The sequence below is a fragment of the Streptomyces lycii genome (assembly GCF_009735685.1).
In the GTDB taxonomy this organism is placed as follows: domain Bacteria; phylum Actinomycetota; class Actinomycetes; order Streptomycetales; family Streptomycetaceae; genus Streptomyces; species Streptomyces lycii.
Window position 1 is genome coordinate 32,544 of the sequence record NZ_WHPN01000268.1, and the last position, 26,629, is coordinate 59,172.

General features: G+C 64.9%; 35 protein-coding genes. All 35 read right to left on the minus strand.

What is annotated here, in order from left to right; genetic code table 11:
* Positions 1-227: 227 nt before the first annotated feature.
* Positions 228-455: a hypothetical protein gene (locus GCU69_RS12935; protein WP_156206115.1), complete on the minus strand. Its 228-nt coding sequence runs from the start codon at positions 453-455 to the stop codon at positions 228-230.
* A 68-nt stretch (positions 456-523) separates the two neighbouring features.
* A complete protein-coding gene (locus GCU69_RS12940) occupies positions 524-1,054 on the minus strand; it encodes a phiSA1p31-related protein (protein ID WP_156206116.1) in 531 nt (176 codons plus the stop codon).
* Positions 1,055-1,217: 163 nt separating this feature from the next.
* On the minus strand, positions 1,218-1,910 hold the full coding sequence (locus tag GCU69_RS12945) for a recombination directionality factor (RefSeq protein ID WP_156206117.1): 693 nt from the start codon (positions 1,908-1,910) through the stop codon (positions 1,218-1,220).
* Between the two features lie 199 nt (positions 1,911-2,109).
* Complete coding sequence (locus tag GCU69_RS12950; protein ID WP_156206118.1) at positions 2,110-2,268, minus strand: hypothetical protein; 159 nt, start codon at positions 2,266-2,268, stop codon at positions 2,110-2,112.
* Between the two features lie 169 nt (positions 2,269-2,437).
* Entirely contained in the window at positions 2,438-2,644 is a 207-nt protein-coding gene (locus tag GCU69_RS12955; RefSeq protein WP_156206119.1) for a hypothetical protein, read from the minus strand.
* A complete protein-coding gene (locus GCU69_RS12960; protein WP_156206120.1) occupies positions 2,641-2,955 on the minus strand; it encodes a hypothetical protein in 315 nt (104 codons plus the stop codon). Before GCU69_RS12960 ends, GCU69_RS12955 begins: the two co-directional genes overlap by 4 nt.
* Complete coding sequence (locus GCU69_RS12965; protein WP_156206121.1) at positions 2,955-3,482, minus strand: hypothetical protein; 528 nt, start codon at positions 3,480-3,482, stop codon at positions 2,955-2,957. Before GCU69_RS12965 ends, GCU69_RS12960 begins: the two co-directional genes overlap by 1 nt.
* Entirely contained in the window at positions 3,479-4,312 is an 834-nt protein-coding gene (locus GCU69_RS12970) for a hypothetical protein (protein ID WP_156206122.1), read from the minus strand. Before GCU69_RS12970 ends, GCU69_RS12965 begins: the two co-directional genes overlap by 4 nt.
* 238 nt (positions 4,313-4,550) lie before the next feature.
* Positions 4,551-4,748: a hypothetical protein gene (locus tag GCU69_RS12975; RefSeq protein ID WP_156206123.1), complete on the minus strand. Its 198-nt coding sequence runs from the start codon at positions 4,746-4,748 to the stop codon at positions 4,551-4,553.
* The gene (locus tag GCU69_RS12980; RefSeq protein ID WP_156206124.1) at positions 4,745-4,969 is read right to left on the minus strand and encodes a hypothetical protein; all 225 of its coding nucleotides are present in this window, start codon (positions 4,967-4,969) and stop codon (positions 4,745-4,747) included. The genes GCU69_RS12975 and GCU69_RS12980 overlap by 4 nt, the downstream gene beginning before the upstream one ends.
* Before the next feature lie 63 nt (positions 4,970-5,032).
* Positions 5,033-5,920, minus strand: a complete 888-nt coding sequence (locus GCU69_RS12985; protein ID WP_156206125.1) for a hypothetical protein — start codon at positions 5,918-5,920, stop codon at positions 5,033-5,035.
* A gap of 188 nt (positions 5,921-6,108) precedes the next feature.
* A complete protein-coding gene (locus GCU69_RS12990; protein WP_156206126.1) occupies positions 6,109-6,522 on the minus strand; it encodes a hypothetical protein in 414 nt (137 codons plus the stop codon).
* Positions 6,523-6,748: 226 nt separating this feature from the next.
* Positions 6,749-7,000: a hypothetical protein gene (locus tag GCU69_RS13000; RefSeq protein ID WP_156206128.1), complete on the minus strand. Its 252-nt coding sequence runs from the start codon at positions 6,998-7,000 to the stop codon at positions 6,749-6,751.
* Positions 6,997-7,245, minus strand: a complete 249-nt coding sequence (locus GCU69_RS13005) for a hypothetical protein (RefSeq protein WP_156206129.1) — start codon at positions 7,243-7,245, stop codon at positions 6,997-6,999. The genes GCU69_RS13000 and GCU69_RS13005 overlap by 4 nt, the downstream gene beginning before the upstream one ends.
* A 70-nt stretch (positions 7,246-7,315) precedes the next feature.
* The gene (locus GCU69_RS13010; RefSeq protein ID WP_156206130.1) at positions 7,316-7,867 is read right to left on the minus strand and encodes a deoxynucleotide monophosphate kinase family protein; all 552 of its coding nucleotides are present in this window, start codon (positions 7,865-7,867) and stop codon (positions 7,316-7,318) included.
* Positions 7,868-7,920: 53 nt separating this feature from the next.
* Positions 7,921-8,121: a hypothetical protein gene (locus GCU69_RS13015; protein ID WP_156206131.1), complete on the minus strand. Its 201-nt coding sequence runs from the start codon at positions 8,119-8,121 to the stop codon at positions 7,921-7,923.
* Positions 8,118-8,348, minus strand: coding sequence for a hypothetical protein (locus GCU69_RS13020; protein ID WP_156206132.1), 231 nt, complete (start codon positions 8,346-8,348; stop codon positions 8,118-8,120). The genes GCU69_RS13015 and GCU69_RS13020 overlap by 4 nt, the downstream gene beginning before the upstream one ends.
* Entirely contained in the window at positions 8,345-9,427 is a 1,083-nt protein-coding gene (locus tag GCU69_RS34545) for a peptidoglycan-binding protein (RefSeq protein WP_328629994.1), read from the minus strand. Before GCU69_RS34545 ends, GCU69_RS13020 begins: the two co-directional genes overlap by 4 nt.
* A gap of 119 nt (positions 9,428-9,546) precedes the next feature.
* Complete coding sequence (locus GCU69_RS34935; protein ID WP_456243376.1) at positions 9,547-9,747, minus strand: Acb2/Tad1 domain-containing protein; 201 nt, start codon at positions 9,745-9,747, stop codon at positions 9,547-9,549.
* Between the two features lie 12 nt (positions 9,748-9,759).
* A complete protein-coding gene (locus GCU69_RS13030) occupies positions 9,760-11,517 on the minus strand; it encodes a glycerophosphodiester phosphodiesterase (RefSeq protein WP_156206133.1) in 1,758 nt (585 codons plus the stop codon).
* A gap of 10 nt (positions 11,518-11,527) precedes the next feature.
* Positions 11,528-12,445 (minus strand): hypothetical protein, encoded by a 918-nt coding sequence (locus GCU69_RS13035; protein ID WP_156206134.1) that lies wholly within the window; start codon positions 12,443-12,445, stop codon positions 11,528-11,530.
* Entirely contained in the window at positions 12,446-13,606 is a 1,161-nt protein-coding gene (locus GCU69_RS13040) for a Gp37-like protein (protein ID WP_156206135.1), read from the minus strand. It lies immediately after the preceding gene.
* On the minus strand, positions 13,603-14,559 hold the full coding sequence (locus GCU69_RS13045; RefSeq protein ID WP_156206136.1) for a phage tail family protein: 957 nt from the start codon (positions 14,557-14,559) through the stop codon (positions 13,603-13,605). Before GCU69_RS13045 ends, GCU69_RS13040 begins: the two co-directional genes overlap by 4 nt.
* Positions 14,559-17,249, minus strand: coding sequence for a hypothetical protein (locus GCU69_RS13050; protein ID WP_156206137.1), 2,691 nt, complete (start codon positions 17,247-17,249; stop codon positions 14,559-14,561). The genes GCU69_RS13045 and GCU69_RS13050 overlap by 1 nt, the downstream gene beginning before the upstream one ends.
* A 143-nt stretch (positions 17,250-17,392) precedes the next feature.
* The gene (locus tag GCU69_RS13055; RefSeq protein WP_156206138.1) at positions 17,393-17,788 is read right to left on the minus strand and encodes a hypothetical protein; all 396 of its coding nucleotides are present in this window, start codon (positions 17,786-17,788) and stop codon (positions 17,393-17,395) included.
* Positions 17,789-17,803: 15 nt separating this feature from the next.
* A complete protein-coding gene (locus GCU69_RS13060; protein ID WP_235978443.1) occupies positions 17,804-18,172 on the minus strand; it encodes a hypothetical protein in 369 nt (122 codons plus the stop codon).
* Positions 18,173-18,309: 137 nt separating this feature from the next.
* Entirely contained in the window at positions 18,310-18,798 is a 489-nt protein-coding gene (locus tag GCU69_RS13065) for a phage tail tube protein (RefSeq protein ID WP_156206140.1), read from the minus strand.
* Between the two features lie 145 nt (positions 18,799-18,943).
* Positions 18,944-19,390: a hypothetical protein gene (locus GCU69_RS13070; RefSeq protein WP_156206141.1), complete on the minus strand. Its 447-nt coding sequence runs from the start codon at positions 19,388-19,390 to the stop codon at positions 18,944-18,946.
* On the minus strand, positions 19,390-20,166 hold the full coding sequence (locus GCU69_RS13075; RefSeq protein ID WP_156206142.1) for a phage head-tail connector protein: 777 nt from the start codon (positions 20,164-20,166) through the stop codon (positions 19,390-19,392). Before GCU69_RS13075 ends, GCU69_RS13070 begins: the two co-directional genes overlap by 1 nt.
* A 316-nt stretch (positions 20,167-20,482) precedes the next feature.
* The gene (locus GCU69_RS13080; RefSeq protein WP_156206143.1) at positions 20,483-21,982 is read right to left on the minus strand and encodes a phage major capsid protein; all 1,500 of its coding nucleotides are present in this window, start codon (positions 21,980-21,982) and stop codon (positions 20,483-20,485) included.
* On the minus strand, positions 21,982-22,890 hold the full coding sequence (locus GCU69_RS13085; RefSeq protein WP_156206144.1) for an HK97 family phage prohead protease: 909 nt from the start codon (positions 22,888-22,890) through the stop codon (positions 21,982-21,984). Before GCU69_RS13085 ends, GCU69_RS13080 begins: the two co-directional genes overlap by 1 nt.
* On the minus strand, positions 22,883-24,220 hold the full coding sequence (locus GCU69_RS13090; RefSeq protein WP_156206145.1) for a phage portal protein: 1,338 nt from the start codon (positions 24,218-24,220) through the stop codon (positions 22,883-22,885). The genes GCU69_RS13085 and GCU69_RS13090 overlap by 8 nt, the downstream gene beginning before the upstream one ends.
* Positions 24,213-24,368, minus strand: coding sequence for a hypothetical protein (locus GCU69_RS13095; RefSeq protein ID WP_156206146.1), 156 nt, complete (start codon positions 24,366-24,368; stop codon positions 24,213-24,215). Before GCU69_RS13095 ends, GCU69_RS13090 begins: the two co-directional genes overlap by 8 nt.
* A complete protein-coding gene (locus GCU69_RS13100; RefSeq protein WP_235978444.1) occupies positions 24,350-25,801 on the minus strand; it encodes a terminase large subunit in 1,452 nt (483 codons plus the stop codon). The genes GCU69_RS13095 and GCU69_RS13100 overlap by 19 nt, the downstream gene beginning before the upstream one ends.
* Positions 25,785-26,057, minus strand: a complete 273-nt coding sequence (locus GCU69_RS13105) for a hypothetical protein (RefSeq protein WP_156206147.1) — start codon at positions 26,055-26,057, stop codon at positions 25,785-25,787. Before GCU69_RS13105 ends, GCU69_RS13100 begins: the two co-directional genes overlap by 17 nt.
* Between the last annotated feature and the right edge of the window lie 572 nt (positions 26,058-26,629).

A 26,629-nucleotide genomic window follows, 5' to 3' on the forward strand; every position in this document is an offset into this window, starting at 1 on the left:
ACGCCCAGATGGAACCCGAGTGATACACAGCTGGTACCGATCGCCACTAGCGCAGCTACCGCAGCCATACGACATCCGCCCCCTTCGAAACGGCCGACGCGATCGCATCGACCAGCCGGCTCCAATCCCGACGGCGCTCGGCACCGGGGGAGAGGAAGATGGTTGAACCCGCGCTAGCGCGCCGAATGTCGCCAGCCGCAGGCGACGCCTTTTCGCTGATGCGCAGCTCAGCCGGCGTTGAAGTCATGGCAGATCACACCCCGTTCGCCGCTCTCGCGAATGCGCTTGATCTGCACGTTGCTGCCGTCCGGCTCGATGCCGTGCAGCCACGGACCTGAATCGAGGCGTTCCCGCAGCAGCGCAAGCGCATCCAAATGACTCGCTGCGCGAACGACAACCGCGTTCGTCTCATCCCACCCGACCGTGTCCGTGCGCTCAACCAGGTATAGTTTCATCGGCGATTCCTCCTAACACCACAAAGCCGGACACCCCGTGAAGGGCATCCGGCAGAGTGGTCGGGCGGCTACGCCCGAGTTAGTGGTCCGTACTTGTCAACTGCGTCGGCAAGCCGCGTGTAGCTGCTCCCGGAACAACTGACCTCGGGCATTCCGTCCGGGTGCGTGTCGCCCGTAAATCGCCAAACGTCGCCCTCGTTGTCGCGGTAATCCGCAGTCAGGTCGTAGGTGACGCCGTCGAGTGTGTACGAGTTCAGCGCAGTCGGCGCAGCCACCAGCCGCATGCTGCCGGCGTCCCACACTTCGTCCCTGCCGCCTTCCACGCTGACCGCGTACCAGGGCTTACACGCTCCGCGGAACGGACCACCCTTGACGGTTCCGCGCCCGCCGACGTAGTCGTGCTCGACGCTGTCGCCATGTGCGAAGACCCGCGCGACCGGGTCGAGGAAACTCGACATCGCCACCTGCTCGCGCCCGTCAAGCTTCTTCAACACGTAGAACTCATCCGGTCGACCCGCGTTGAACGGCCCAGCGTGAACCGCGCTTACGCTGCCAGTCACCCTGTCCTTGACCTTCTCGTTTCTGGCGTAACCCGCCATGCCCACTCCCTAAAGTGCGTCGTCGTCCCAGCCGAATCGCCTCTTACGCTGATGGATCACGGCGCGCGCCGCAGCAGGCGGGAACGTCCACATCGGAGAACGAATAGCGTCGTCATCCAACTGCGGAGCAATTCCCGCCCAATGCGCTAGCGCCGCGTCCCAGCTACTCGCCGGAAACCGCATCGTTGTACGACTTCAGCGAGTGAATCTCGCCGTGGTAATACTCCACGGTGTGCGTGTCGGTTTCGTAGTTCACGTGGTTCAGCTTCAGCGTGCCAACAGCCGGACCGCCGATCCGCTCAAGCTCCGCGACGACTGTGCGGAGGTTCAGCAGAAAATCCCACGCGTTCGACTTGACGTAGCCACGCCCAAGGTCTTCGTCTTCCGCCAGCCGGAACCAGACCTTGATTTCCGGCTTGGGACCGCGGCCCTTGCGCGCGAGCTGCTTGCGCTGCTTCAGCTCCCGCGGGCAGCCGCACGGCTTGCCGATGTCTTCCTTGTCGGGGCCCAGCATGGTGACGCCGTCGCAGATGTGGATCGGCTGCTTGTTCGGCCCCCACTGGATAAGCGGCACGTCGATCGCGTCCGGCCCGTCCAGCAGAATGGGCACCTCGACCGTGTCCGTGAACACCTGAAGGAAGTCGTCCCCGCTGGTCTCCCACTCGGTCACCGAGCCACCCATGCTCTGCGCCACGGCAGCCGCGATGTCCCGGTCATGCGTGGTCACGCGCCACTTGCTGAGCTTCTGCGGAAGGTTGTTCTCCTGATAGCCGGCCCGGAAGATGAACGCGCTATCCGGCTTCTCGAACTTCGGCTTGCGCTCGGTGTGCTCCGGGTCCGTCTCGAAGATCCCCATGGGAAGCGGCATCTGTAATCCCCTCTCGCTGTGCCCGTTGGGCTGTCAGGTAGAAGGGGGCGCGGCGGTTACATGAGAAAAGCCCCCGGCGGCTTCGCCAGGGGCCAGTCTCGTTACACAGGCTCTACGCCCACCAGTGTGCGGCGGTCGGCGTGGACCCAGATGTCTCCAGTACCGACAGCCAGATCAGCGCCGCCAGTCATTCGAACCCCGCCTTCCGCCTGTCAGGCGTAGCCGGCGCAGCAGCCAGCGACCACAGCCGCGAGGCCGTTGCTTCGGCGCGCGCCAGCGTTTCCGCGTCAGCGCCCTTGATCTGGATCTCCACGCGCTTCGCGTCGGTGGCCAGGATGATGATCATCGGCGCTGTCCCCACTTCGGACCGCGCAGCGCGACGGGCACAGCAGGCGGGAAGATGTGCGGCCGGCTGGCACGCAGCATCTCGCGACGAATGCCAGCCGCAGGATCGGGCGTTGCCGACAGGGACGCAGCCCAGTCAGCGAACAGGAGTCGTGCGGTTGCCGGGTCCATCAGTTCTCTCCTCTCGACGCAGCAGCGGGGGCGACCAGCAGGCCGGCGATCCACGCCACGATCAGCGCTTCGCCGAATCCGATGGCCGGGACAGCGGGGCGCATGCCGTGCCAGACGCCGACGAGAATCATCACTGCCCACGCGGTCACGCAGGCGATCCCGATGACCAGCGCGTACGCGGCCAGTGCGTATCCGGCGAGCTTCACCGTGTGATCCTCTCAACCCAGCGGGTAACCGTGACCTCGCGCTGTACCATCTCGGTGGCCTCGATGATCTCGCCGTGGTAGTCGAACGGCTCGACTTCCTGTTCCTCCGTCAGCCCCTGTACGTACGTCACGCGCCACGCCTTGCCGTCGTCGGGAGCGCGAAAGATCAGCTCATGTTCCGACACCCAGCGCCGCTTGCTGATCTGCTCGCGGTGAAGCTCCGTGGCGTAGCCGTCCTCCTCCTCGCTGTCGCACTCGAAGGGAACGCCGATGGCTTCCAGCTCGTCACGCGTGAACTTGCGCGTGGCCATCAGCTCTCCTTCCGCTTCAGCTCGCTCGCGAGGCCGTCCACGCAGTTGCGCACCAGGTCCAGCGCGCGGCGCACGTCCCAGGCTTCGCCGTCAGCAGCGTCTTCGAGGCGCACGCCCAGGCGGAGCAGGGCGTCAGCAAGGGGGGGCGCAGCCTCGACCAGCGGCGTCAGCGGGCTGTAGCTGCCTCGCACCCACTCCTCGGACCTGACCAGCCCGATTTCCGTGTCAGGGTCGTTGCTCGCGATCAGCTTCAGCATCCCGTCCGCCTGGCGCTCCCATGTGTCGCCGTCGCAGTCGAGGTAGTGGGCTGCCTCCTTCGGCGTGGCAGGATCACCGAGGACAACCAGCGGGCGCGGGTCTACTTGATCCGCAGCGAGGTTCAGCGCGAGCGCGAGTTCCCGCGCAGCAGCGGGGGAGAGGATCGCGTCGCTGCTGAGCCGGGGGACATCCGGGTCCTCCCAATCCAGCGTTACGTCACGGCCGGCGCCAGAGACGGTGAACACCTTGCCGAACTCAGACCTGATCATTTTCCACGCCTCTCAGTTCCCGTGACCAGCCGCGAGCTGCTGCCCGCGATGGGCTTGCCGATGACCGTCTTGCTGATCTCGCGGTCCCAGCGGAAGATCTCTCGCAGGTGCAGGAACGTCGCGAACACGTCCTCGCGATTCGTGCGCACCGGCTTCAGCGACCACTGATCGGGCGTGATGTGCAGCACCATGCCGCCGTCGATCTCAGGCACCGGGACGCTCGTGCCGTCAGCGAGGATGAGTCGATCGGCGTGCTCGTACGCGCTGTTCTGAAGCCCCACTTCGGGATACGTGGACTTGCCCGTCTTGTTGTCCAGCACGACCGTGAACGGGTCGCCAGCCTGGTCAGGCTTACCCGCCGGGTCCAGCTTCACGCGAACAATGGTGTCCGGCGAGCCGGCGTACTCGTGCGTGTCAGACCAGGCGATGTCCTCGGCGTACAGCAGCTCGGGCTGCACGGTCTGGAGAAACGCGTCGTAGTGGTCCCGGTACGGGATCAGATGCTCAGCGACGTGGCCAACGGCTTCGCCGCGGATCTGCCGTTCGAAGCAGTCATGCGCCTCGCTGCCGATCTTGCTGCGCTCCGATGTGTACCGGCGAGCGGCACCCTTGATGAGATCGATTGCGCCGTCTCGGTCGCGAGCCACCAGCGCGGGAAGGAAGTCGAGCGAATCAACCGCCATCTCAGCGGCGAGCTTCGCGTTCCACGGCGCGAGGAAGGGCTTCGCCAGCGTGCCGATAATGCTGGTTACCCCGGGTACGGTGACTCGCGTCTCCGTATCGACGTAGAACCGGCTGCCGCCCTTGTGCTCCGTTTTGATCTTGGCCATGAGGGGCCCCCTGTCTTTGTCGGACAGGTAGAAGGGGGAGCGGCGGTTACAGCGCGAGCGGAGCCGAATGACGTTTTGACGAAATGACGGAGGTCCCGGTAATCCCATAGGGTTTCCATAGGGGTTTAGATTTTTATGTAAAAACGTCAAAACGTCATAAGTGCTGGTCAGCGGCCCCCGCCTCGCTGAAGGCATGACGAAACCCCCTCACCGCTGTGGGCAAGGGGGCTCGGGTTGGTCAGGCGCTGCACGCCTCGCAGGTGCGCCGGGGCTGCTCGTCATCGCGGTGTTCCTGGCACATCTCATCCACGCTGATCAGGTCGGCGTAGTACCCGCCGTCCGCAGCTCGGTACTCCTCTGCCTTGCTGGCGGCTTCGTCCGCGGAGTCCGACACGAACACACAGCCTTCGTCGCTGAACACGCCGTACTCAGTCACTGCTGCTCATCCTCCACGATGCGGGCGATGTACTCCAGTGCCTCGCGCTTGGTCGGCTTGGACGCGTCCGCCACCTCTTCGCCCGGAGCGATGATCACCCAATTGGGGCCGGACCCGTACCCAGACCCCTTGGGCGCCGGCTTGTTCTCCACGCGGTACGTGCCATCCGGCGTGTCGACCTCGTAGTAACCGGTCCCGGTGCGCTTTGCCTTGAGCTTCATCGCCCTGCCCTCTCGCTGCTGACTTGCCCCCAGACTAGACCTCCCGAAACGGGAAGTCAACCGCTAGAGCGTAGCCTGAATCAGCGCCTTGATCCGCTCCAGCGTGTCGTCCAGCTCCCGGCGTACGGCTCGCTTCTCGTCATCCGGCAGCTCTCGCACGGCGTCAGGAGTCAAACTGCTCATGCTCATGACAGCGGCGCGCACCTGGTCGGCCGTGCCCGTCAGTTGGTTGTTCTCGCCGCGCCACTTCAGGATTGCGCGTTGGCTCCCGCCCATCTTCGGCAGTCGGATGCCCTTCGCCTCGTACAGCGCATAGACCGCCTCTGCCGGCGTCAGGTGGGGGTACTGTTCCGCGGCTGCGGGAAAGGCTTTCCGGAATTCCGCCTTCCGCCGATTGAGACCCTTGATGTACTCCACCGTCTGTGCGGACATCTGCCGGCGCACGGCACGGGCGAGCTTATCGACGGCCTCGGACACCGCCTTCGCGTCGCTGGTGTTTTTGGCGATCTGCTTGCCGGCCGCTGTGTAGATCGCGTGCGACGCCGCGCGGTATTCCATGGTTGTGCCCATGAGGTCCGGCAAGCCTTGCTTGTTGCGTACGCATTTGCGGATATCCAGCAGAACGGCGGCAAGATCCTTTGCGAGATCCGCCGCCTTGATGTACGCACCCACGCTGCTGGTGACAAGCTTGGTGCCCCGCTGCACGAGGTTCATAACGCCGGGCACGGCCGCATAGTCGATCGCTTCGAGCTTCTCGGCTCCGCCCCACGCTTTGCCTTCCACTGCGTGGCGTACTTTGATTTTCAGCAATTTCCGCTCGCTGACTGGCAGCTTCTCGATCAGGTCCCCCGTCTGCTGCGCGAGCGTGTCTCTCAGATGCTGGTCACACATCTCGCGCAGTTGTTCGATATTGCTGGCGATCTCGTCGCGGATCTCTGCCCGGGTAGCCATGGGGAGGTCTCTCCGTTAGGTGGTCAGCGGTCGGCAACCAACCTACCAAGCGTTCACGATTTCGTGAATGACGAAAGCCCCTGCCTACCGGCGCATAGCCAGCAGACAGGGGCAAAGGGGGCGCGCGCTAGCGCTGGTTGGTCATGCAGTTGTCGTCATGCCCGCACTCGTTGCAGCAGGTTCCGCAGTCACACACCGGGCTCACTCCGTTCGCCGTTCAGTGCGTCGCGCACGTCCATGAAGAACCCGGTTTCACGGTCGTTGGTGTCGGCGCGATCAACGACAGCCTTGGCAGCTTCCAGCTCAGCGCGGAGCCGGGTGATGGTCTCGCGCATCTCTGCAAGCTGCTGTGTGTCCTCGTGGTGATCCCGCTGTGCGTCTGCCAACTGCTCACGCAGCCGGGCGTTCTCGTCCGCGAGGTTGTCAGCACGATCCCGGGCGCTGTCGAACAGAAACCGCAGGTCGCTCAGCTCAGCGTCCGCAACGGCTAGGGCTGCGTCGGCGATGGTTTTCGCCTGCTCGTAGCTGAGCTGACCCGCTTCGTCCGCGTCGTGAACCGCATCCGCCCACCGCTCCCGCCGCGCTTCGCGATCCTCACTCATGCGTTCGCCCCTCCCTTGAACACGTGCGGAATGAACCAGGCCACTGCTGTGCCCACCACGACCGTCCCGGCAGCCCTGTGGACGCGGCTACCGCCAGCTCCCAGCGCAGGCCGGAGATAGGCGCACAGCGGCGCGTACGGCTGCCGCGAGCGGACAGCGATGGTCTCTGCGATGCAGAAGTAGGCGACCCAGCCGGCCCAGATGACAGCCCAGCGCGTACGCGCGTTCACCGCGCCATCACCTTGACCATGTTCGCCGCTACACGGAAGGCTCCGCCGGCGTTGGTCGTGTGTCCGCACAGCACGTCCATGTCGTCGCCCTGCTGATGCAGTCGGGCGCTGGCGCGATGGGCGAACTCCCGGCGGATCTCGTCCGCGTAGGCGTCGAGCAGCGCGTTGGCGCTCTCCTCTTCACCCGGCGCGTACTGGGACCGGTACGGCGGCATAAGCGCCTCAAACAGTTCTTCTCGCGCGCTCACGACGGCTTCGCCTCCGGGTCGACCAGGTCAGCGGCGGCGTCCATCGCGTCGCACCCTTCCAGCGCTTCATAGGCCCCGTCGTACTCACGGAACCGCGCGTCTGCCGAAGCCCGGATCTCCGCCGCAGCCTCCCGGCGGATCTCGTCTCGGTAGGCGTCGAGCAGTCGAGCCACGTCACCCCACCCGGAGGACATCTCGTGCAGGCCCGCGCCGAGGCGGTTGTATAGGTCGTCGTACGCGCTCATGACTCATCCTTCCCGGACATGCAGAATGCGACGAACAGAATGATCACGATGACGGCTAATCCCGCGTTGTTCACGCGATCACGCCCTCAATCTGCGCGTACAGCTCGGCCAGCGTTCCGCTGTTGTTGATCGTCACGTCAGCGGCGAAGCCGTCGAGTTCCGTTTCGCTGACGTGGCTGTCATCGCCGGTTCCCGGCCGCACGATGCGCACGAAGGTGAACCCGGCTTCGCGCAGCGCGTGAACCTCGTTCCAGTACCGGACGTCGGTGACGACAGTGGGGACGTGGGCGGCACCGTTGACGCAGATCGCATTCGCCACCGGGTGAATCCAGATGTACGGCGCGAGCTGTCGCATGGAGTGGCCCAGGTGCTGAAGGAAGCGGCGGACCTCGGGCACCTCTTCCTTGGCGCGCTCCCACCCGCGTACGCCGACCACTTCCTGAAGCCTGTATTCCTCGTCCCACCGGTGGTCCACGTGAACGACCGGGTCCACTTCCAGCGCAGCGGCCTTGAGCCGGTCCGCGAACGCCTCTCGCCGGTAGCCGTGCTGCGCGACCAGGTGCGCCGCTGCACTGTCCTTGCCGGCCTGCGCCTTGCCGATCAGCGCGATGTTCGGATACACGAAAACCCCCTACCTGCCGACGTGTCGTTGTCAGCAGGCAGGGGGCGCGATGGTTACTTCGTGATGTCCGTCAGATACGCGTCGACCGTCTTCCGGTTCTCCGTGCGCTGAGTGGCCTCGCCCACACCGAGAACAGCAGCGGCACCGGCAAGCAGGGCCTCAACGGGCAGCTCGACGTACTGCGAGGCAACGGCGACAGCCGCGGCAAACACGGCGTAGAGCCGTACGGCGTGGTTGCGAACGAACTCGGTCATGCTTGTCCAATCGATCGGGCCGCGGTGATGGCGGCAGATGTGATGGCGGTGACCAGTGCCGCACCGACTCCATACCGCCAACGCTCTAAGGCATTGAGCCGGGCCTCGTGCTTCTCGATGTCCGCCGCTGTCCGCTTCAACTCCTGCACGTCCGCGTGCACAGCTTCTAGCTTGTCGTAAATCTCGCGGGCGCCAATGCGGACGAAGGGCGGCTCGTCCTCGTTCATGCGGACACCTTGAACCCGTAGCGCGCGGCCAGAACGGACAGCGAGGAGTGTCCCGGGATTCCGTCCGCGTCACGTCCGCGGTAACCAAGCTTGCGCTGCCACTTGGCGTACGCGCGCACCGTGTCCGAGCCGAAGTGTCCGTCCACCCGTCCGGACGCCAGGAACCCAGCAGCGGACAGTGCGGCCTCAACTGTCCGGACACCCGAGTACGTGACCGGCGTACCGGACATGGGCGGGTTGGACTTGGCCGCGGACACCAGCTTGGCGACGGACACTGTCCGGACACCGGAGCGCTTCAGCAGCTTGCCGAGCGACGTGGCGCCGGGCACACCGTCCGCGTCCGATCCGCTGTAGCCGAGACTCCGCTGGTAGTCGGCGTAATTCTTCGTGTCCGCGTCTGTCCACTTCGGTCCGGGACCGGACTTGTAGTGACGTCCGAAGCCAGCGGACACCAGCGCGCGGCCAACAGCGGTCACGTGGGGGCCATAGGCGCCATAGCCGTAGCGCTGTCCGTTGATGGTGACTTGGTAGCGGGCAGGGTGTCCGGACACCTTCGGCGGATTCGGCTTACTGTCCGGCGCGGGAGCAGATACATCGGGCGCAGCCCCGCCCTGTCCGGACAGCCTTGCGGCCACGTTTGCCCGGAACTTGTCCATGCTGAACGTCGGATCGATCTTGCGCCGCGTGCCTTCCTTGTGTCCGATCACGCTGTCCGCCGACCAGCCATGCGCACGGCAGATGGCCGCAGCCCAACGGACAGCCGCGTCGTACTGGACAGCGGGATAGGGGTCGCGTCCGTTGCCCAGGTTCTCGATCTCGATGCCGTATGTCCGCGCGTTGGCGTCGATCGGCTCAGCGCTGTCCGGCCGCGGGTGGTTGTCCGACTCGTTTAGCATCGCGTTGAACGCGTTGGCCGCGAAGCTGCCCGCGTGGTTGGCCCGGCCGTTGCTGATCAGCGACAGCGTGCCGTCCTTCGCCAGGTGCGCGTGACACAGCGGACCGGGCAGGGACGACGTGCCGTTGTAGCAGAGGTTCAGCGAGTTACGGCCGGCTGTGTGGTGGACGACGATGCCGTTCACCGGGCCCCATGCGCCCTTGTGGTTCCGGTTGTGGGTGCGCCAGCTCCGGTACTCAACCGGACGCAGCCCTTCCGCACGGAGCGCAGATACCATCCGGCTTGCGCTGAGTGGTGTGGCCATCATGCCTCCCGAGCAAGTGCAGCGTTAGCCCAGAACATGACCTCTTCGAGCTTGGTCACGGCAAGGGACTTCTCTCGGCCGTCAGGTACCTGCTCGTTGAGTTGGTCCGCCAGCCGCCTGCACGCCTGTCGTATGGACGTATGTGCGTCGGTCGTGGCCGCGTGGAATGCAAACCGGTGCTCGATGTCGCTCGGTGTCATGAAGTCCCCCTCTTAGTAGGTGATCGTCACGTCAGACCAGAACGGGCGCTCAGCGTCGTTCACGATGCTGCCGTTGCTGATGTGCCAGTAGCGCCCGCGGTAGGTCGTGTTCGTCGTGCTGACGGAGTACGCGACGTCGGTCCTCGAGAACGTAATGGCGCCGGGCGCCACCTCGATCGTGAACGTCATCGGGACGCCGGCAACGGGTGCAGTGGCCGCTGCAATGTCCATCGTCGCGAGCTGCGTGCCGCTGGTTGATCCGCGTACGTGGCTGTAGATCTGGATCACGCCGCTGCGCCTGACCAGGCAGTGATAGCCGCCGGCGCTGGTGAACGCGCTGTACGTGTTGTTCGCGTTGAAGAACGACCACGGATCGTCCCGCTCGCGGCAGATCGCGACGTCAGCGTGAAGGTTCACATCCGAGCCGAGATCATCGAACGTCAGCGTGAAGCCGATCGTGTAGGTGCCCGCGTCCGGCGCACGCAGACCGCCCAGCAGGTTGCCAGTGTTCGGCGCGTCGTTGACGTAGGCGCGGCCGTTGGCGTCGAATTTCAGCGCGAAGATTTCGTTATACCGCTCAAGCCCGATGGTGCCAACCGGCGCAATGCCCGTTTCGAAGTGCGCGTCGAGCAGCGACGGCTGCGTGTTCAGGTACGTCCAGTTCGAACACATCAGTCCGGACACGCCCATCGATTCGAAACGCTCGACGTCGCAATGGCGGTGAACTTCCCAGATGATGACCGGCTTGCCGCGGGCGACGACTTCCGCGATTCTCGCATCCGTCGCTGTGTGCGGAACTCCCCACCAGTCGATAACTTCGTCAACCGCCGTCATGGCCGCGTCGAGCGTATCGGCGTTGATATAGCCCCACGTCACGAATCCGTTGTCCGTCGCCCACTGCATCGACGTGTGCTCGAAATACGCTTTCCACACCACGCTGCGCGCCGCGTCCGGGTAATTCAGCAGCAGCCAGTTTTGCAGCAGCGGGACGGACGGATTTGACTTCGCTTCAAGGAAAATCACGCACTTGCCGTAGAGCGCCTTCATGACGTCAGCGAGCAGCGGGATGTCCTGGTCGCGCCAGCTCTCGCCGAGCATGGGCCGCGGGTTGACCTTGATGGCCTCGCGAAGCTGCGCGTACGTGTAGTCGGCGATCGACCCGGTCAGCCCGGTCATGCGCGAAATGTCGGTGTCGTGGAAACACACGAGGACACCGTCTGCGGTGCTGTGCACGCTGACCTCGATTGCCTCCGCGCCGGCGGCCAGGGCTGATTCGTACGCGGTCAGCGTGTGCTCCGGATATTCGCCACCCGAACCGCGATGGGCGATGCGGAATGTGCCCGTCCCCGCGGCTGCTGTGAAAGCCTCGATACTCGGCGCGTAAACGTCGGACAGGTCACTCAGCTTGGTGCCGTGCGGGTTCTCCTCGCTTTCGTGCTGGGAGAGTTCGGCGTCAGCGGAGGAGAGGAGATCGCCGATATCCGTGGCGAGCGTGCGGCGACGCGGTCCGCTCCCGCTGTTGGCGTCGAGATAGACCGAGGTGATTCCGTCCGGACCGTAGAACTCGGGAACCGCGCCCGTGCTGTCCGTGACGAGTTCGCCACCTGTGATGACGGTCACACCATCGGTTTCAGTGAGATCGGTCAACTGCGAGCCGCCCACCGCCTGGTTCCAGCAGGTGACGATCACGCCAGGCTGCAATGTTGCGACGTCGTCAGTGCCGGCGGAAATGACGTAATCGGCGATACCGCCGAAGAGATGCCGAGCCATATCCGCCCCCTTACGGTATGTAGGTCATGGTGAGTTCGAGCACGCGGCCGACGGTGACGTTCTCCGTGGGATAGCGCGCCCAGATCTCGCCGTTGTTGCGGACCTCGACCCGGCATACGCCGCCCGAGGAGGTAAATCGGCCCGTAAACATCTGCCATTCGTTCGTCGGGCGCAGTTCAGCGGGAACGGTGGCGAGGAGAGAGCCGTCGCTGTCGTTCACGCTGAATGTGGAATCGACACGGCGCAGCGCCAGGCGGAGCGAGACGACGCCGTTCACCTTCCGGCCGTAACAGGCAGCGGACTGCTCCCACGTCGCGAATCCGGTGCCCAGGTTGACCTTGCCGGTGTCCTCGCTGATGGTCTGCGTCGTGCTGCCGTTGTAGCCAACCCAGCGGCCGGTATCGGTTTCGTAGTTGATCTCTCCGACGCGGCGCGCTGGGCGGACAGACGACGTTGTCGGCCGCACCCGGGTGCCGATGAACTGCGTGTAGGGAGTGACGATCACGCTCGTTGCGCCGTTGACCACGTAGACAGCGGCAAGCGGGATTTCCCATACGCCCGTGGACAGGTCTTGCCGCAGTAGCGTGGGGACGTTCGCGCCGGGCGTGCCTTCCTTGATCGCAGCGCGAACAGTCCAGTCGGCGCGGTCGAGTCGCAGGCACACCCAGTCCCAGCGGGTCAGGCCGGAGGCATTAGCCGAAATCGGCAGCGTGACATCCGTCGTGCCCGATTCCCAGGCGTGTCCGCGGACCGAGCCGTACAGCCCAGCGGGGATAACGACCGACAGGCCCGTACCGGCGGTAACAACGGTGTCACTCGGGTCGCCGTCAACCCCGTCGTCCGAGAACCGCGAGGCAATGCGCTCGTATTCGTCATCAGTGACGTTCCGCGCGTTGTGCGCCGGGGAAGGCCAGGAATTCTGAGCCATCTATCGGCCCTCCAATCTGCCCAGCCGGCGGGCGAGTTCGCGAATGGCTCGTGCTGTCTGGGACGACGTCGCTTCGTCGCTCTGGCCGATGCTCGTTGTCACCAGCTCTCCGGTATCCGGGGTGGCCTGTAGCGTGATCGCCTGTACCGTGTCCTGCACTTCGAGGCCGTGTGGCAGCGCGATAGTTACCAGGTCGCCCAGATCGAAATCCCGGCCGGCCCGGAGATTGGGGGTATCGATGGTCTCCGCGGACACGACGGTTTCGGCGTGCTCTTCGGCGAGCAGTTCGAAATTCATCCGGACCAACTCGTCACCGCGGTCCGGCACCTGAACGGTGTTGTCCGTGATCGACTGTTCCGCGAACTTCTCTATCCGCCACCAGGTGAGATGTTGGCCGCTGTTCGTCTCGCGGTAGACCCGGTCGCCCTTCTCGCCGGCCATGCCGAGCAGTGCGGTCGCGGTGGGCGCGGTAATGCTGTACTTCAGGCTGCGCAGGTTGCCGAGCCCGGTCGAGAATCGGGCTGTGCCTGTCTTGTCAGCGGGCTGGTAGACGTCGAACACGATCGTGTCGTCCACCTGCGAAGTGCGGAAACCTAGTCCGTCCTCACTCGCTGTGCGCCGGGCGAAATCAAGCAGCGGCTCAAATCGCGTCAGCGCTTGGAAGGTGGAGCCGATTCCGGTCCCGGTGCCCATGACGAGTTTCGGAATCACGCGGCTGGTCAGCGCGGCGGGTCCGCAGGTGTTGTTGACCATCGCCTTGATGTTCCCGCCGGCCGATGCCGTGATAGACGAGTAGTCGTCCGCCGCTGCGTTCTGGAGATTGAAAATCTGGTCGTCGTCCGGGTAAGTGACGTATCCGGCAATGCGTCCAAGATCATCCGTGAAATGGCAGGTGACCTTGCCAACGCCGTCTTCCTGGCCTACGGACCATTCGTAGTCCTGCGCCACTTCCAGTGGACCGGCGCACCAGATCTCGCCATCGCGCACGACGACTAGCCGATTGCCGGGTTGCAACTGCGCCATAACGTCGGGCGTGGCTACGAACGTCGCCTTGCCGGACGCCGGAGCGTTGAAGCGGCGCGTGACGTCGAGATCCTGCCAGTGAGTCAGCGGGTCACCCTGAATGACGAGATCTTCGTCTGTAACGAGGAAATAGATCACGGCGTCTCGTACCTCGGGTAGTAGACGAGATCGACCCGGCTGCCCGCGGACGCGCCGTCGAGCTGGAAGGTGACCGGGGTCTCGCCAGGCGGCAGCGGCCAGAGCTGCGCAGACGGCCAGTTGAGGCTGGCGACCCAGTTGCTGCCGTCCTGGTAGCGCACGCTCGGCGGATCAGTTGACACGGTGACGGACTCGCCGGCAAGCAGAGCACCATGGGCTACGCCGGTCGCGTTCGGGTCGAGGACGAAGGATTCGCCGCTGTCGCTGTTCGTGAACGTGACCAGGCTCGCCGGACCCGTGATCGCCCACTCGGGCCAGACTTGGACGTCGCCCGGGTTGGTAACCGTCGTCGCGCCAAGCACTTGCCCGCTGGACACTGATGGGTACGGGACGAAGAAATCTTCACCGGCACCGCCGTACTCACGGACCACGCTGACCGGGTTGACGTCCTCCCAATACGGGTCCTCGCACCACAGCGTGATCACCGCGCTGTCCCAGGTGATGCCCGTGGCGTGCTGTCCGCGACCGTCGAAGCCCTCGGCGTAGTAGACCTCGATGCGCCGGCGGGTGCCGTCAGGTCGAGCCACTTCAAGCACGCCCGGACCATCACGAAGCGTCCTCGTGAAGGCTTTCGCCATTGCCCGCCAATTGGCCGTGAACTCCGTGTGATTGGAGCCGCGGACCAGCAGCGGCCAGACGATCGTCCGCGCCTGGGGCTGCGCATGCCGAAGGCGGGAACCTCCCCGCGGGTGCGGGTCTGTCGTCAGCGTGTAAGGGGCTGCGCCCAGACCCGAAACGCCTTCGGCAAGCGCGAATTGCGCCGCGCTTGTGTCCGTCATCGACCAGGCGCGGCCGGACGGGTCGTAGTACGTGATGGACGCATAGCCGACCTCGGGAATTTGGGTAGGCGGGGGAGTGGTCCCGCCACCACCACCCTTAATGACGATCGGCATTAGTGCGGCCTCCGAACTCGCAGCTTGGCGTCTTCCTGTCGCTGGATCAGTCGGAAGTCGTCAGCGTCGATTACCGACTTGCGCGGATAGATGTTGTACGTGCTGCCGGCAGGCGCAGAGTCCGTTACCGCAGCACCGGACAGACGAGCAGACGTGGGCCGGGTGCCGACTGGGAGTCGCATGTCATTCAGCGCCTCGAAGAGATCGGCACCGTAATGCCGAACAGCCTTGGCCTTGATCATGAACTCGTTGTTTGATGCCCAGATCGGGATACTGTCCGACGTGCCCGTTCCCGGACCGCGGAGCATTCCACCGCCGCCGTTGATCCCGCCGCCCGTGGCGTAGCCGATCAGACCGCCGCTGGCGTACTTCAGCGAGGAACCGGCCGACTTGCCGATTCGCGCATGGGCCCCCGACACCACATAGTGCGCGCGAATCGTGACCGTCTTGCCGTGCACCGAAGCGATATCCGCTTTCGCCCGGCTGATCTTCCGCTGAAGGTCGTCAATCCGGGCCAGCAGATCGGACCGCTTGGATTTCGGAACCGACTTGAGCTGACCCTTGGCGTTCTCGACCTTGACGCGCAGATCGTTGAGGTTACCCAGCAGCTTGGACAGCTTGGACGGCGGAACGGATTTGATATCCCGTGTCGCCTTGCCAACCTTGGCTTCGAGGTCGTCAAGGTTTCCCTTGAACACGACGTTCTTGTCCGGCACCTTCAGGATTTCAGCGGCAAGAGCCGTGGCCTCGGACTTGGTCAGACCCATCTGCATGGCGTACTTGACCAGGTTGCTACGGCCTCGGGTATAGATGCCGTTGACGGTTTCCCACGAAGCGCCGGATTCGCGAGCAGATGCAGCCGCTTCATCGGTCTTGGTGCCGAGATCGCTCAGCGCGGTAGCCGCGTTGCGCGCGCCTTCACTGTTCAGGTTCAACTTGCCGTTGACCATGTCCAGCGCGCCAGCGTTTTCCTTCGCCGCTTTAGCCGCATTGTCGATCGCCGCTTCGAACCCGATCATGCCACCGAGCCCAGCGCGGTTGACGTCGTTCAGCGCCTGAATAGCCTGGCGCAGGCCGTCGGCCGATGCCTTCTGCTCATCGAGCTTGGACTTCGTTGCAATCGCCTGGTCACCGAAAAGGCCCATGGCGTCCGCGGCGAGCTGCTGTTCAAATGCCTGGTCAGCAAGGGCCGACTTGTAATCGTCAAGCTTGCTGCGAAGCTCACCTGTCGTCAGGCCCTGCTCACGCATTCCGGCAGCGAGTCGCTTGAAAGCGGATTCGGCGAGATCGGCGTTACCGCCCTTGACCAAATTCGACAGCGCCTTGTCCGCGCCGTCCAGTCGTTCCTTCCATTCCTTGACCGGCGTCGAGTCCATGCCGATCAGCGAGGTGAGGAACTGCTGAGTCTTCTCAAGGTTGCTCGGTCGGGCCAGCCCGCGCAGCGCCTCGGCCATTGCGCCGAGATCCTTGCCGAGCACGCGGGCAGCCTCGCCGGTGACCTTGCCGGTGTCGCCCAGCTTGGCCATGCTGCGGGTCATGCGGTCGATGTTCGGCGGAGCTTCCTGGCCTATGTTGGACAGCTTCGTCAGGCCGATGACCAGCAGCGCAATACCGGCGACCACGACGGATGCCTTGGCCGTGGCGCTCATGGCGAGGAACGCGGCTCGGAGACCGAGCATTGCCCCGCCGGCGCCTGTGGCAGCGAGCTGCATGCCGAACAGGGACACGCCCAGCGTTCGGGCAGCAGCGCCCAGCGCGACTACTCCGGCCGCCACTGTGGACAGCAGGCGAAACGTCGCGTAGAGCTGAATCAGTGTACCGAGAACGCCAGGCGGGATAGCCGCAACGATCTTGGCCAGGGCGTTAGCCACCGTCAGCAGGACGGACCCCACCTCGCTGGCGCCAAGCATGAGATTGATCAGCGCACGGGCGATATTCTGCATCGCCTCACTGACAAGCGGACCGTTCTCCCTGGCTATCTGCATGAACTGGCCGAACGCGCCGCCGGACGGGTCGAAACTGCCCAGCGTGCGCGCGAAGTGGATCAGCGCGTCATTGGCCTTGCGCAGCGTGCCGACAGCGAATTCGGTGAACTGCCCGGTGAGTTTCCCGAAGCCGTCCGACGCAACCCCGCCGGCGACGATCGTCATCAGCCGGTCAAGCTCAGCGGACGTACCGCGAACCAGCGGAGTCAGTTTCGGCAATATCCCGCCGAATACCGCGAAGCTCTTCGTCAGCACGGGCATGGTGTCTGCCGCTGTGCTGTCCGACCATTCCTGGTAGGCGTCGTTCAGCACCATCAGCGCGGCGGACGCTTCGCGCGTAGCCGGCGGCAGTTTGGCAGCGGCGCGCGAATAGGCGAGCTGAGCTTCCGCGGCTTTCGAGGAGGTCCGCCCGGATTCCTCAACAGCGTCTGCGTACTTCTTCTGTGCCTGACTGACCTCCCCCATGGCTTTCGCCTGCGGGATGACGGCAGCGCCGAACACGCCTACAGCGACCGCGGCAGCGCCGAATGCGGCACCGAGCGATCCGACAGCGGCAGCGCCGGTAACGGCCGTGCTGACCGCGGATGCCGCGCCGAGAAGCTTCAGATCCTTTGAGAGCCGATTCGCGTTCACGCCGGCTTCGCGGAATGCGCGAGACAGGTTGTCGCGACCGACCAGGGTGAAAGTCATTCTCTGATCGGCCACGACGTCCCCTTACTGCTGCTTCTCAAGCTGGTCGATGAAGCCCATAAGGGCGATCACTTCGTCCGCGGCCATCAGGTCCCATTCCCACGGGCGAATGCCAAGGTGGTAGGCGAACAGGCCCAAATATTCGAGCTGCCTCGCTGCTAGGCGGTTTCGGCTTTTGGGGCGTCAGCCTCCGGCTCGTCTTCAAGTTCGAGCATCTTCAGCGTCGCGGCACGCTCCGGCTCCGACAGACTCGGATCCGTGAGAATGTGCTCACGCATGAACTGCTTTTCCGCAGGGCTGTGCTCAACGGCGACAGCGCCAAGCGGGAGGTCTTCGAGATCGGCGAACTTCAGCGTGGGCTCTTCGCGCTTACGGAGAATCCAGAGCGCAGCCTGAAGCACGGCGAGATTGCCTTCGCCGAGTTCCTGCCCGAGCCGAACCCACGAGAAGTTGGCGACGGCCTCAGCAGCCTTGGCCTCGGCGAACGTGGCCTTGACGTTGTCCAGATCCCAGCGCTGGGCTTCGCCGGTTTCCGGCTTGTAGACGAGAATCATGTTTGGGTTCCCTCCCTATTCGAGCGAGTTGCGAACGTCGTTCAGTACGCGCTCGATTTCTGCGGCCATGCGTGGTTCGTTCTTGGTGACCGTCCGGCCCCACCAATTTGAAGGCGAGGCGTACTGCCACACCCATCGGTGCTTGTTGCCGAACACCGGATGCCGCCATGAGCCGTCATTCAGGCGGTCGGGCATCCACTCAAGATCAATCGGCAGTGAGCCGCGGTCAATCCAGATCCGGGCGCCAGGACTGCTGCCTGCACGAACGCTGATGCGGACGGCGCGCGCGATCGTGGCGCGCAGCGGACGGGTCTGGTGCGACGGGCCACCGGTAGTCCTGCGCCCGGTTCCGGCAATGCGGAGCGACGTGACCGCGGTTCGCATGTCCCGGTGCGTGGGCTCGGCAGCGCGGCGGACACGGCGCGAGAAGTTCTGCGCGAGTCTCGGTCCGCCGGCGGCCTTGAGCCTGCGCTGTAGTTCTACGAGTTGGCCCGTACCCGTGATCCGTACGAGCCCGGCCATCAGACAGTCGGCGGGATCGCGACGTTCTCGGCAGGCTCGCTGGTGACGGCGAACTGCACCTGAATTTTCGCCGCGTCATCGAGTGACCGGATCTTGCCCTGGCTCAGCACGCGGACGGGGAAGACGTCCATCAGGTTGGCCGCGACGTCGCCTTCATCCATCCACACGACATAGCCGTCCGTGCCCCGGGTGAGCAGCGTGCGGACGTCGTCGCCCTGCTTGCTGGCGTACATGGTCAGTGAGCTGTCATCGGCGGTGATCGGGCCGTCGATCTTGGACGTGAACCGGGAGCCCAGCGACGGAGTCTCGGTAACCTCGCTGGTGACCTGCCAGCCGTCTACCTCGCCGACTTCCACGGACAGCTCAGTGCCGGCGTCCAGCTCAGCGCGGGTGGGGGCGGACTTGTCAGCGATCGTGGGGACCCAACTGACCTTGGTGGTGCCGCGCCGGTAATACCGGACAGCGGCAGTGATGGGCGTAGCAGCCATCAGGCATCATCCTTCTGTGTCCGGCGACGTCTGGCCGGGGGAGTGGTGGACTCGAGAACCCAGCCGGAGCGCTCGTAATGAGCTACAGCGCGGGGGTCAACTTCGAGAACCCGGCCCTCAAGGCGCGGGTGAGTGAGGCGAATGATCATGGGATCTCGCAGAGCAGGGAGAGGGTGAGCCGTGCTGTCGCGCCCTGGTCCGTCTGTGGCTGCTGAAGCGTGCTGGACTGCACCGCGCACTGAGCAGAGTTCAGGCCGAGCGAAGGATCATCGGCGAGCACCTGGCGAACGGCGGCAGCCATCTGGAATACGCGGTTCCGCACGGTGCGAACATCCGTATCCCCGCTGGAAGCAATCAGCGTGATGGGGACCGAGATCCGCTCGCTGCGACCGAGACCGAGACTCGACCAATCCTCATCAGCGGTAGCCGCTTCGAAGGCGCCCTCGGCGTCACCGTCAAATCCCACCAGGACCCAGTCAGGGGCGCGCGAGTCGGACACCAGCGGGCCGTCAGTGACCGTGACCTCCGACAGCGCGGGAGCTGCGGCCAGGCGCCCGTACAAGGCGTCCAGCACGGCGGGTATCTGGGACATCAGGCGACTCCGGGCGGCAGGCGGAAGGGCTCCATGAGCTGCAAGGCGCGGTTGGGGATCGCGTAGCCAAAGCCCTGCACCGGCTCAGTGACGCTGTAATCCGTCGAGCCGGCGACACCTCCGCGGGCGGGGCCTCGCTGTGTGCGCCAGATGTGCTGAAGAATGATCAGCGCGGCATCGGTCAGCGCGGAAGGAACGATCTCGCGGCCCGCGGTATACGTGAACGTAGTCGGGCCGTAGTAGTCGCCCGTTACCACACCCGTGTCAGGGTCGAAAACCGCGTCAACCGGCGTCTCCACGCTGATCACAGGAGTGTGCCGCAGCGCGACCGAGCGAACGCCCAGCGACGACAGGTGCCGGACTTCCGTGAATGTGCGGCGAGCAACGATCCCGCAGAATCCTTCAACACCGGACGTAACCGTTTCGATCATCCGGCGCAGCTCGGCATCCTCACGGGTGCTCGTGATATTCAGATGCGCCTTGGCATCCGCCAGCGAGACGATCAGCGGTGGAGCAGCCGGGCGAACGTCGAACTGATCCGTGTAAGCGCAGGCGGGATCGGACCAGACCCAGCGCACCAGGTGCCGGCCCGGGACTGCGCTCACGAAATCGTGAACGTACTGCCCGGCACTGGCGGGGGTGGCGACAGCCGGTGTCTCGGTTGTCCCGTCAGGGAGCGTGACAGTCAGCGCGACCGCGGAAGCCGTCGCCGGATTGCCGTCCGGGTCCGTGCACTCAGCGGCCAGCCTGACCGTGTCGCCCAGGTCGAACGGCATCAGCGCCTCCCGGCTACTTGCTGGACGTGCGGCGAGGACGAGCAGCCGGCTTGGACGCGGGCTTGGTCTCGGGATCAGGCTCCGCGGGAACGTAGTCAGGGAACCTGCGAGCGACATAGGCCGAGACAGGCTCGAACATGCTCGGGAACCGCTTAACCAGCGGGTGAGCAGCCGGATAAAGGCCACCCTCGTTGCCACCGACACCCGCGGACCGGAACGACTTGGTACAGCGAACGATCTCCACTTGAAACCTCCTAAGAGAGAACGGGGCCCCCAGCGCGGGAGGGGTTACGCCAGAGGCCCCGTAAGCGGGTCGTTACGCCTTGAGCTGACGGAAGGCGCCGGCGTTGGTCACACCGGCACCGACGCGGTAGTACGTGTACCAGCCGCGCTGACCGGTTGGACGCTGCGCAGCGCCGAACAGGTGGTTGATGAACTCGACCTGCATACCGACGCGGTCAGCGATCACGTAGTGATGGAAGTCACCGAAGACCAGGACCGAGTCACTGCGCTGACCCTCAAGGCCCGTGGTGCCGTCCGTGGTCGTGGTGGTGCCGACCGCCATAGCCTCGGCCTCGTAGGCCGGACGGCCCAGAAGCTGGGAGGGCATGCCGTTGCCGATCCGCTCCCACATGTCCGAGCCGCCACCCTCGCCGAGTGCGCGAACCTCGTTGTAGGTGGACCGGTTGGCAAGGAACGACGCGTTCCCCCGGAAGCGGGCAGGCAGGTCACTGTCCAGCGCGTACACGTCCGCAGCAGCAACGGCGTTGGCCGCAGTGCTGTTCACGACCACGCCGGCACCCGCAGCGTCAAGGGCGGTGATCAGGCCCTGCGGCTGTCCGGTACCCGTACCGCTGATGAACGCGTTCGCCTCAAGGCTGTCCTTGCCGAACGCCAGCAGACGGCCGACCTCGGCAGTCACGTTGGCCGCGTCCTCAAGCGCCTCGATGGAGATCGGGACGAACCCGTGGGCCTTGTGGATGTTGATGCTCGGCTGCGCAAAGGTCGGGCTGTCGTCCGTCGCCTGAGCAGCTTCAGCGGCCCAGCTCCACGTCACAGCGCCCGCGCTGACGCCATTCCAGACATCGCCGGACGCGACAACGCTGCGCGCCGCCTGGCGGATCTGGTTGGCAGAGCCATCGCTGGTGATAACGACAGTCGGATCAAGCTGGAAAGGCACCAGGTACCCACCAGCGGAGTCCGTCAGCGACAGGGCGCGCTCAAGGGCACGCTGCTCGTCGGGAGAGACCATGTGGCCGCGACCAGACGCCAGCTTGGACCAGGCGCGCAGGTACTCCGGGCTAGACGTCGCCAGCGCCATACGGGCGATGCTGCCGGACGCGTCGTCGTGCCGCTCGATGATCTTGGTCGCGGCAGAACGGACACCGTCGCTGGCACCCGTCATCTTCTCGACAGCGGACAGCGCGCGGGCACGGTACTCGGCGCCCAGCTCGTCACGGGACCGGCCGAACTGCCGGATCTCGGAGACGTCCCACGGGTTGCGGAAACGGCACTCCTCAACAGAGTCCGGGTTGAGAATCGGGTCCGCGTCGTAGGTGTCAGCGGACGGAGCGCCCCGCTCAACGCGCAGGCTCGACGGCCCGCGGTCGGTAGCCTTGACAGCGCTGCGAACCTTCTCAAGAGCGGACTTGCGCTCAAGCTGCCGGCGGTGCTGGTCGACCTCGGCGAACTCGCGAGTCAGCTCGTCAAACGACTGCTCGTCCTCGCCGGTCAGTTCGTCGCGCGACTCAAGGTCTTCGAGCGCAGCGCGGATGTCCTTCAGACGGATGACCGCCTGGCCGTGAGTGAGATCCATCAGGATTCCTTGTCTTCGAGAGCGGCGATGGTGTCGCCCATGAGTGCGGTGATTTCGCGGATATGAGCGCGGAGCTTCTGCGTGCGCTCGTTCGGCGGGTGGCTCACGGCCGGCGCGCCATCGCTGCTGGAATCCGGGTGGTCATCGACCGGCGCGTCATCAGCAGCAGGGGAGGGAGTCGCATTGCGGAGCAGCAGCGCGGTTGCAACTTCGCGCCGAAGCTCCGGGTCTTCGGGGACCTCGTCCATGGCCGCGCTGTCCTGTGCGAGCGAGCGGCGAATTTCGCGGACAAGGTCGGGAGTTGTGATCAGGTTGTGCGCCATGCCGGCGGCACGAACGCCAACCTCGGTTTGGTCGTACGCAGGGAAGACAACAGGCCCCAGCTCGCGCACCTTCAGTTCGATCAGCTCACGGCGCAGCGGTTCGGCGTCAGGGCCGGACATCCACATGCGCTCGTAAGCCTGCTGCGGAGTCAGCTTCTTGCCGCCCTCGTCGTACCACTGCTCGCGCACGACTTCGAAGCGGAAGGACATTCCGGACACGCTGCGCTCAGCAATCGCGTCGCGAATCGGCTGGACAAGCCAGTTATCGCTTAGCGTCGCCTCGGTGTAGAGCCCGTGGTCGTCCTCGCGGACATCCTCGATACGGCCGATCGGAATGGAGCCAATCAGCGGGTGACGGCCGTGGTCGAACTGCATAACCGGAGTGCGCTCGCGAAGGGACTTGCGGAACGCGCCCTTGCGAATGAACTCCGTGAACCGGCCTTCCCAAGAATCGATCTCGGTCTCAGCGCCGAACACGGCGGCATAGCCGGTCAGATTGCGGCCGGTACTCTCGTCGTCAGCGGTAGCGGGCTCGAAGTCGACCGAGCGGCACAGATCCCGCGCTATGTAGTGGGAATCACCCATCGGGGGAATCCTCCGGTTCGGTGGAAGGCTGAAGCTTGTCCGGCGGCAAAAGCTGCACGGAGAAGAGCCCGGAATGCTGAAGCAAGGACAGATCGTCCGACTCGATGGCCAGAACCACGGAATCCGCGGTGAAACCAGCGTCCGTGAGCTGCCGGATAGCGCTCGCGCGGTTCTGAAGGATCTCGCTCGCCTCGCGCTGGTCTTCGCGGAGGAATGGAACGTTCCGCGAGTCGTACCAGAGACGTACGCCGCTGGGCTGCGCCACGGACGGCCTGACCAGGGTTTCCAGCGTGCCTGCGGCGTTCTGCCACAGCGGGTGAATAGTGCCGTCAGCGAATCGCCTGCGGGCTTGTCCGTAGTTGCTGTACGTCGCGGCCTTGAGCCCTTCGGACAGACCCACGATGATCGGCGGGACACCAGCGGCAGCAGCGATGCGGGTTTCGCCGGCTCCCTGCACCTCGCTGAAGTCCAGACCCTTGAAATCGGACCCGACAACCGTGACGTCAGCACCGCCGCCGATATACAGCGTTTTGCCGGCGTTCTCGGTACCCTTGTGCGAAGAGTCCATGCGAGAGACAAACTTTTCGAATGCCTCCGGCGAGACCTCGCGCGCCAGGCTGACGACCATGTTGGGTGTCGCCGCGTTTTCGAGGTAGCGCCGCTTGTGGCCCGACATCAGGTTGTCGTTCTGCGTCTCGCGAATGGTCGGCGTGAGCCACGACATACCGCGGAACGTGGCCAGCGGGTCGGGCTTGGGCGCGAAATGCGCGACCTCATGAGCCAGCAGCGGGACGGGGTCGATTCCGCCTCCGCGACCGCCCTCGCTGTAGATGTAGCCGGCCAGCTTGTAGCCGACGATGCCGCCATTCACGAAGCGCGGCTCCACGACGATGTCAACCCAGTCCGGGCGAAGCCGGATCAGCTCACCGTCGCTGAGCGTCCAGTACGAGTTGCCGCACAGGTCCGCGTCCTGAATCATCCGGGCGAGCAGATCCTGAGTGGTTCCGCCAGGCCACGGGCGTTCCAGAACAGCGAGATCGGGAGTCCCGAACATCGTGCTCGGTGAGCCGTTGTTCAGCCGCTGCCATTGGAAGCGCGTTGCGCTGAATACGGACTGACGGACCGACATGCACGCGTCGACCACGCCGTTGGTCCGCGCGAGATTCGCGAATCCCACGAAATCAGCGGGAGCGCGCTCTACCTTCTCGCCGGGCATCGTCGTCTGAACCGACTCGGGAAAGGTGTAGGTGTTGCCGTTGAACTGCATGGCGAAGTCGTTAACGCTCGTTATCGCGCGTTCGCCGCGAATTTGACGCCAGAGATTAGCCACCGGCGTTCACCACGAACAGCGAGAAGAGCGTCAGCAGGATACCGCCGGCCATGAGCGCGACAGCAGGGCCAAAGGCCAGCACAAGACCGAGAGAGAAGAGAACTCCTCCGGCCGCAGTGCCCGCCTTGTTCAGCGGAATACGATCCACGGTTCCGGTTCCTCCGTCTCTACATAGGTCTGAGAGCCCCACAGGGCGAGCGTCACGGCGACAAGCGGGGAAATGTCAGTGCCAGTGCCGCGACGGGCCCAGGCCCAGGCATCGCCCAGCGGACGGCGGTCGGCAGCGGCAAGAGCCGTGCGCAGCGGAGCCTGATTGCGATGGGCTATCGACTGGTCTGCTACCGCGTCAAAGAACATGCCGCACGCCTGCGCGATGTCCCGGACCCGCGGCGTGATGACGTTCAGTCCCGCCTTCTCGAATTCGGGAACGAGGCTGCCAGCCGGTGAGCCTGCGTCGATGACGAAACCGATCGGCTTCCAGCGCTCTTGCAGCTCAAGTGCACGCTTCAGCACCCACGACGTGCCCGTGCGATGGTCGATGACCTCGACAGCGCGGCGATCACCAAACGGTCCGGCAACTCCGATGGCTGCGTGTGTGCGCTCCGGGGTGACCTCGATAGCGAACGTCAGCGGCGCAGCAGGTGCAGCCGTGTCATCCGTGATCGCGTTCCACGCCGCCTCGCTGATCACCGGCCAGGCGGCGGCAGCGTCAGACGGGTAGTTGCCTACGCCGAGCCGTTCCGTAGCGAAGATCTCGTCCGACATGGACAGGCGCTCGCGTCCGATGTGCTCAGCGCTGATGCGGATGCCGAGCGAGGGGTTGGCTTTCGCCCATGAGGCTTCGTCGTCCGGTGAGTCATGCTCAGCGCAGTCCGGAGGGCACTCGTCGCGGCACGTGTCCGCTGACCACTCCATATAGGCGAGCGCCGCGTCACCACCAGCGAGAGCGCGAGCGCGGAGCCGGCCGAGCTGCTTGGACGGCGCACCGATGCCGGCGGAACCGAGGTACCAGAGCTGCGGGTTCGGGCGAGCGGACATCGTCGGCATCAGCGCGCCCATGGCGTCATCGCCGAGGATCATGGCCTCATCGAGGATGTTGCAGTCACCCGTGAAGCCACGACCGGAGCCACCGGAGCGCGCGAGGAACCGCAGCCGCTGACCGGTGAGGAGTTCTATCGCCTCTTCGCCGGTCGTACGGCGGACGCGGTGAACCCGCTTGCGCAGCATGTCGCAGTTGGAGATCAGCGACTCGACACGGCGGAATGCCTCGATCGACGTCTTGAACTCGTGAGCCGAGTGCAAGATCAACTGTTCGTTCAGCAGGAAGAGACCCGCGAGCTGTCGGGCCTCGATGATGGCGCCCTTACCGTTCTGCCGGGGCACGTTCACGCAGACCTCGAAGGCGGACCACTTGCCGTCAGCGCGCTCGCCCAGACCTTGCGTGAGCACGAGTTGCTGCCAGGGGTCGAGGATCAGGCCGGCCTCTGCGGCAAGCTCAATCGCTTCCTGCCCGGTGGTCGACGCGTACTCGGGAGCCGTGAAGATCCGCGGACGCTGAGCACCGTTAGGCAGACTGGTCACGCTTGCGCCTTTCGGCTCGCCGCTGGTTCAGCTCGTCAAGCCGGTCGTTGTGAGCGCGGACCGGAGCGACAGCGCGCAGCGTCTCCATGATCATGCGCAGCTCGCGGGCAGCGTTGGACAGCGCGGTCGCGTTGCCGGTGCTGTCGATGGCGCGGGCGAGGGCAAGGGCAGAGGCGCACTGGCCGGGGGACACCGACTCGACAGCGAGCAGGTCCAGTTCAGCGGCAGTGGCGTCGTACACGCTCAGCGGCTCCATGGGGTTCCCTCCCTCGGGCACCGAGTGGTAGCGTGGTCGGTCAACGGGCTTCGCGCGTCACGCAGAGTGAGACAGCGGAGAGTGAGCGGCGGCCGGCGTCGGGAGTGATCACCGAGCGGCGCGCACGCAGAGTGACGGAGAGGGGGTGACGGTCAGTGACAGCCGCTAATGACGCCGAACGAAGTTCGGGGTGGATAGCTGCATATCGAGTGCATAAGGATCTTGGAAGGATATGCAAGATCACGAATGGATATGCAGTCACAGAGCGTGATGATTACGCTGAGTTCAAGATCGTCACGCTGAGTATCCGTCACGCGCAAACGAGGGACAAAAGAGCGAAGCGGGTGGCGACCTGCGACGATGCGCGATCGGGCCCCCTCCCCCCGCCTGCCGGCCGGATGTCAAGGGGTTGGGCCATGATCCTTTGAGTTGATCATGGATTGAGCGATGCATGACCATGCAGTACGTCTATGCAGTGGTGTGTATGGCTATGCAGTGCAGCATGCAGGCACGTGACCAGACCAGCAGGCACAGGCAGTGACCTACCGTGCTGGCCGGCAGGGGCAGTCACC

Bases quoted from the DNA above. Each gene is read 5' to 3' on its own strand.
- GCU69_RS12960 (WP_156206120.1), bottom strand. From the start codon at position 2,955: ATGGCCACGCGCAAGTTCACGCGTGACGAGCTGGAAGCCATCGGCGTT.
- GCU69_RS13035 (WP_156206134.1), bottom strand. From the start codon at position 12,445: ATGGCTCAGAATTCCTGGCCTTCCCCGGCGCACAACGCGCGGAACGTC.
- GCU69_RS13080 (WP_156206143.1), bottom strand. From the start codon at position 21,982: ATGGATCTCACTCACGGCCAGGCGGTCATCCGTCTGAAGGACATCCGC.
- GCU69_RS13030 (WP_156206133.1), bottom strand. From the start codon at position 11,517: ATGGCTCGGCATCTCTTCGGCGGTATCGCCGATTACGTCATTTCCGCC.
- GCU69_RS12980 (WP_156206124.1), bottom strand. From the start codon at position 4,969: ATGAAGCTCAAGGCAAAGCGCACCGGGACCGGTTACTACGAGGTCGAC.
- GCU69_RS13005 (WP_156206129.1), bottom strand. From the start codon at position 7,245: ATGAGCGCGTACGACGACCTATACAACCGCCTCGGCGCGGGCCTGCAC.
- GCU69_RS12940 (WP_156206116.1), bottom strand. From the start codon at position 1,054: ATGGCGGGTTACGCCAGAAACGAGAAGGTCAAGGACAGGGTGACTGGC.
- GCU69_RS13055 (WP_156206138.1), bottom strand. From the start codon at position 17,788: ATGATTCTCGTCTACAAGCCGGAAACCGGCGAAGCCCAGCGCTGGGAT.
- GCU69_RS12985 (WP_156206125.1), bottom strand. From the start codon at position 5,920: ATGGCTACCCGGGCAGAGATCCGCGACGAGATCGCCAGCAATATCGAA.
- GCU69_RS12970 (WP_156206122.1), bottom strand. From the start codon at position 4,312: ATGGCCAAGATCAAAACGGAGCACAAGGGCGGCAGCCGGTTCTACGTC.
- GCU69_RS13105 (WP_156206147.1), bottom strand. From the start codon at position 26,057: ATGGAGCCGCTGAGCGTGTACGACGCCACTGCCGCTGAACTGGACCTG.
- GCU69_RS12965 (WP_156206121.1), bottom strand. From the start codon at position 3,482: ATGATCAGGTCTGAGTTCGGCAAGGTGTTCACCGTCTCTGGCGCCGGC.
- GCU69_RS13085 (WP_156206144.1), bottom strand. From the start codon at position 22,890: ATGGGTGATTCCCACTACATAGCGCGGGATCTGTGCCGCTCGGTCGAC.
- GCU69_RS13075 (WP_156206142.1), bottom strand. From the start codon at position 20,166: ATGCCGTTCGACCTGGGCGACACGGTCAGGCTGGCCGCTGAGTGCACG.
- GCU69_RS13070 (WP_156206141.1), bottom strand. From the start codon at position 19,390: ATGTCCCAGATACCCGCCGTGCTGGACGCCTTGTACGGGCGCCTGGCC.
- GCU69_RS12950 (WP_156206118.1), bottom strand. From the start codon at position 2,268: ATGATCATCATCCTGGCCACCGACGCGAAGCGCGTGGAGATCCAGATC.
- GCU69_RS12935 (WP_156206115.1), bottom strand. From the start codon at position 455: ATGAAACTATACCTGGTTGAGCGCACGGACACGGTCGGGTGGGATGAG.
- GCU69_RS13015 (WP_156206131.1), bottom strand. From the start codon at position 8,121: ATGACCGAGTTCGTTCGCAACCACGCCGTACGGCTCTACGCCGTGTTT.
- GCU69_RS13045 (WP_156206136.1), bottom strand. From the start codon at position 14,559: ATGCCGATCGTCATTAAGGGTGGTGGTGGCGGGACCACTCCCCCGCCT.
- GCU69_RS13020 (WP_156206132.1), bottom strand. From the start codon at position 8,348: ATGAACGAGGACGAGCCGCCCTTCGTCCGCATTGGCGCCCGCGAGATT.
- GCU69_RS12990 (WP_156206126.1), bottom strand. From the start codon at position 6,522: ATGAGTGAGGATCGCGAAGCGCGGCGGGAGCGGTGGGCGGATGCGGTT.
- GCU69_RS13060 (WP_235978443.1), bottom strand. From the start codon at position 18,172: ATGCGAACCGCGGTCACGTCGCTCCGCATTGCCGGAACCGGGCGCAGG.
- GCU69_RS34935 (WP_456243376.1), bottom strand. From the start codon at position 9,747: ATGACACCGAGCGACATCGAGCACCGGTTTGCATTCCACGCGGCCACG.
- GCU69_RS12945 (WP_156206117.1), bottom strand. From the start codon at position 1,910: ATGGGGATCTTCGAGACGGACCCGGAGCACACCGAGCGCAAGCCGAAG.
- GCU69_RS13065 (WP_156206140.1), bottom strand. From the start codon at position 18,798: ATGGCTGCTACGCCCATCACTGCCGCTGTCCGGTATTACCGGCGCGGC.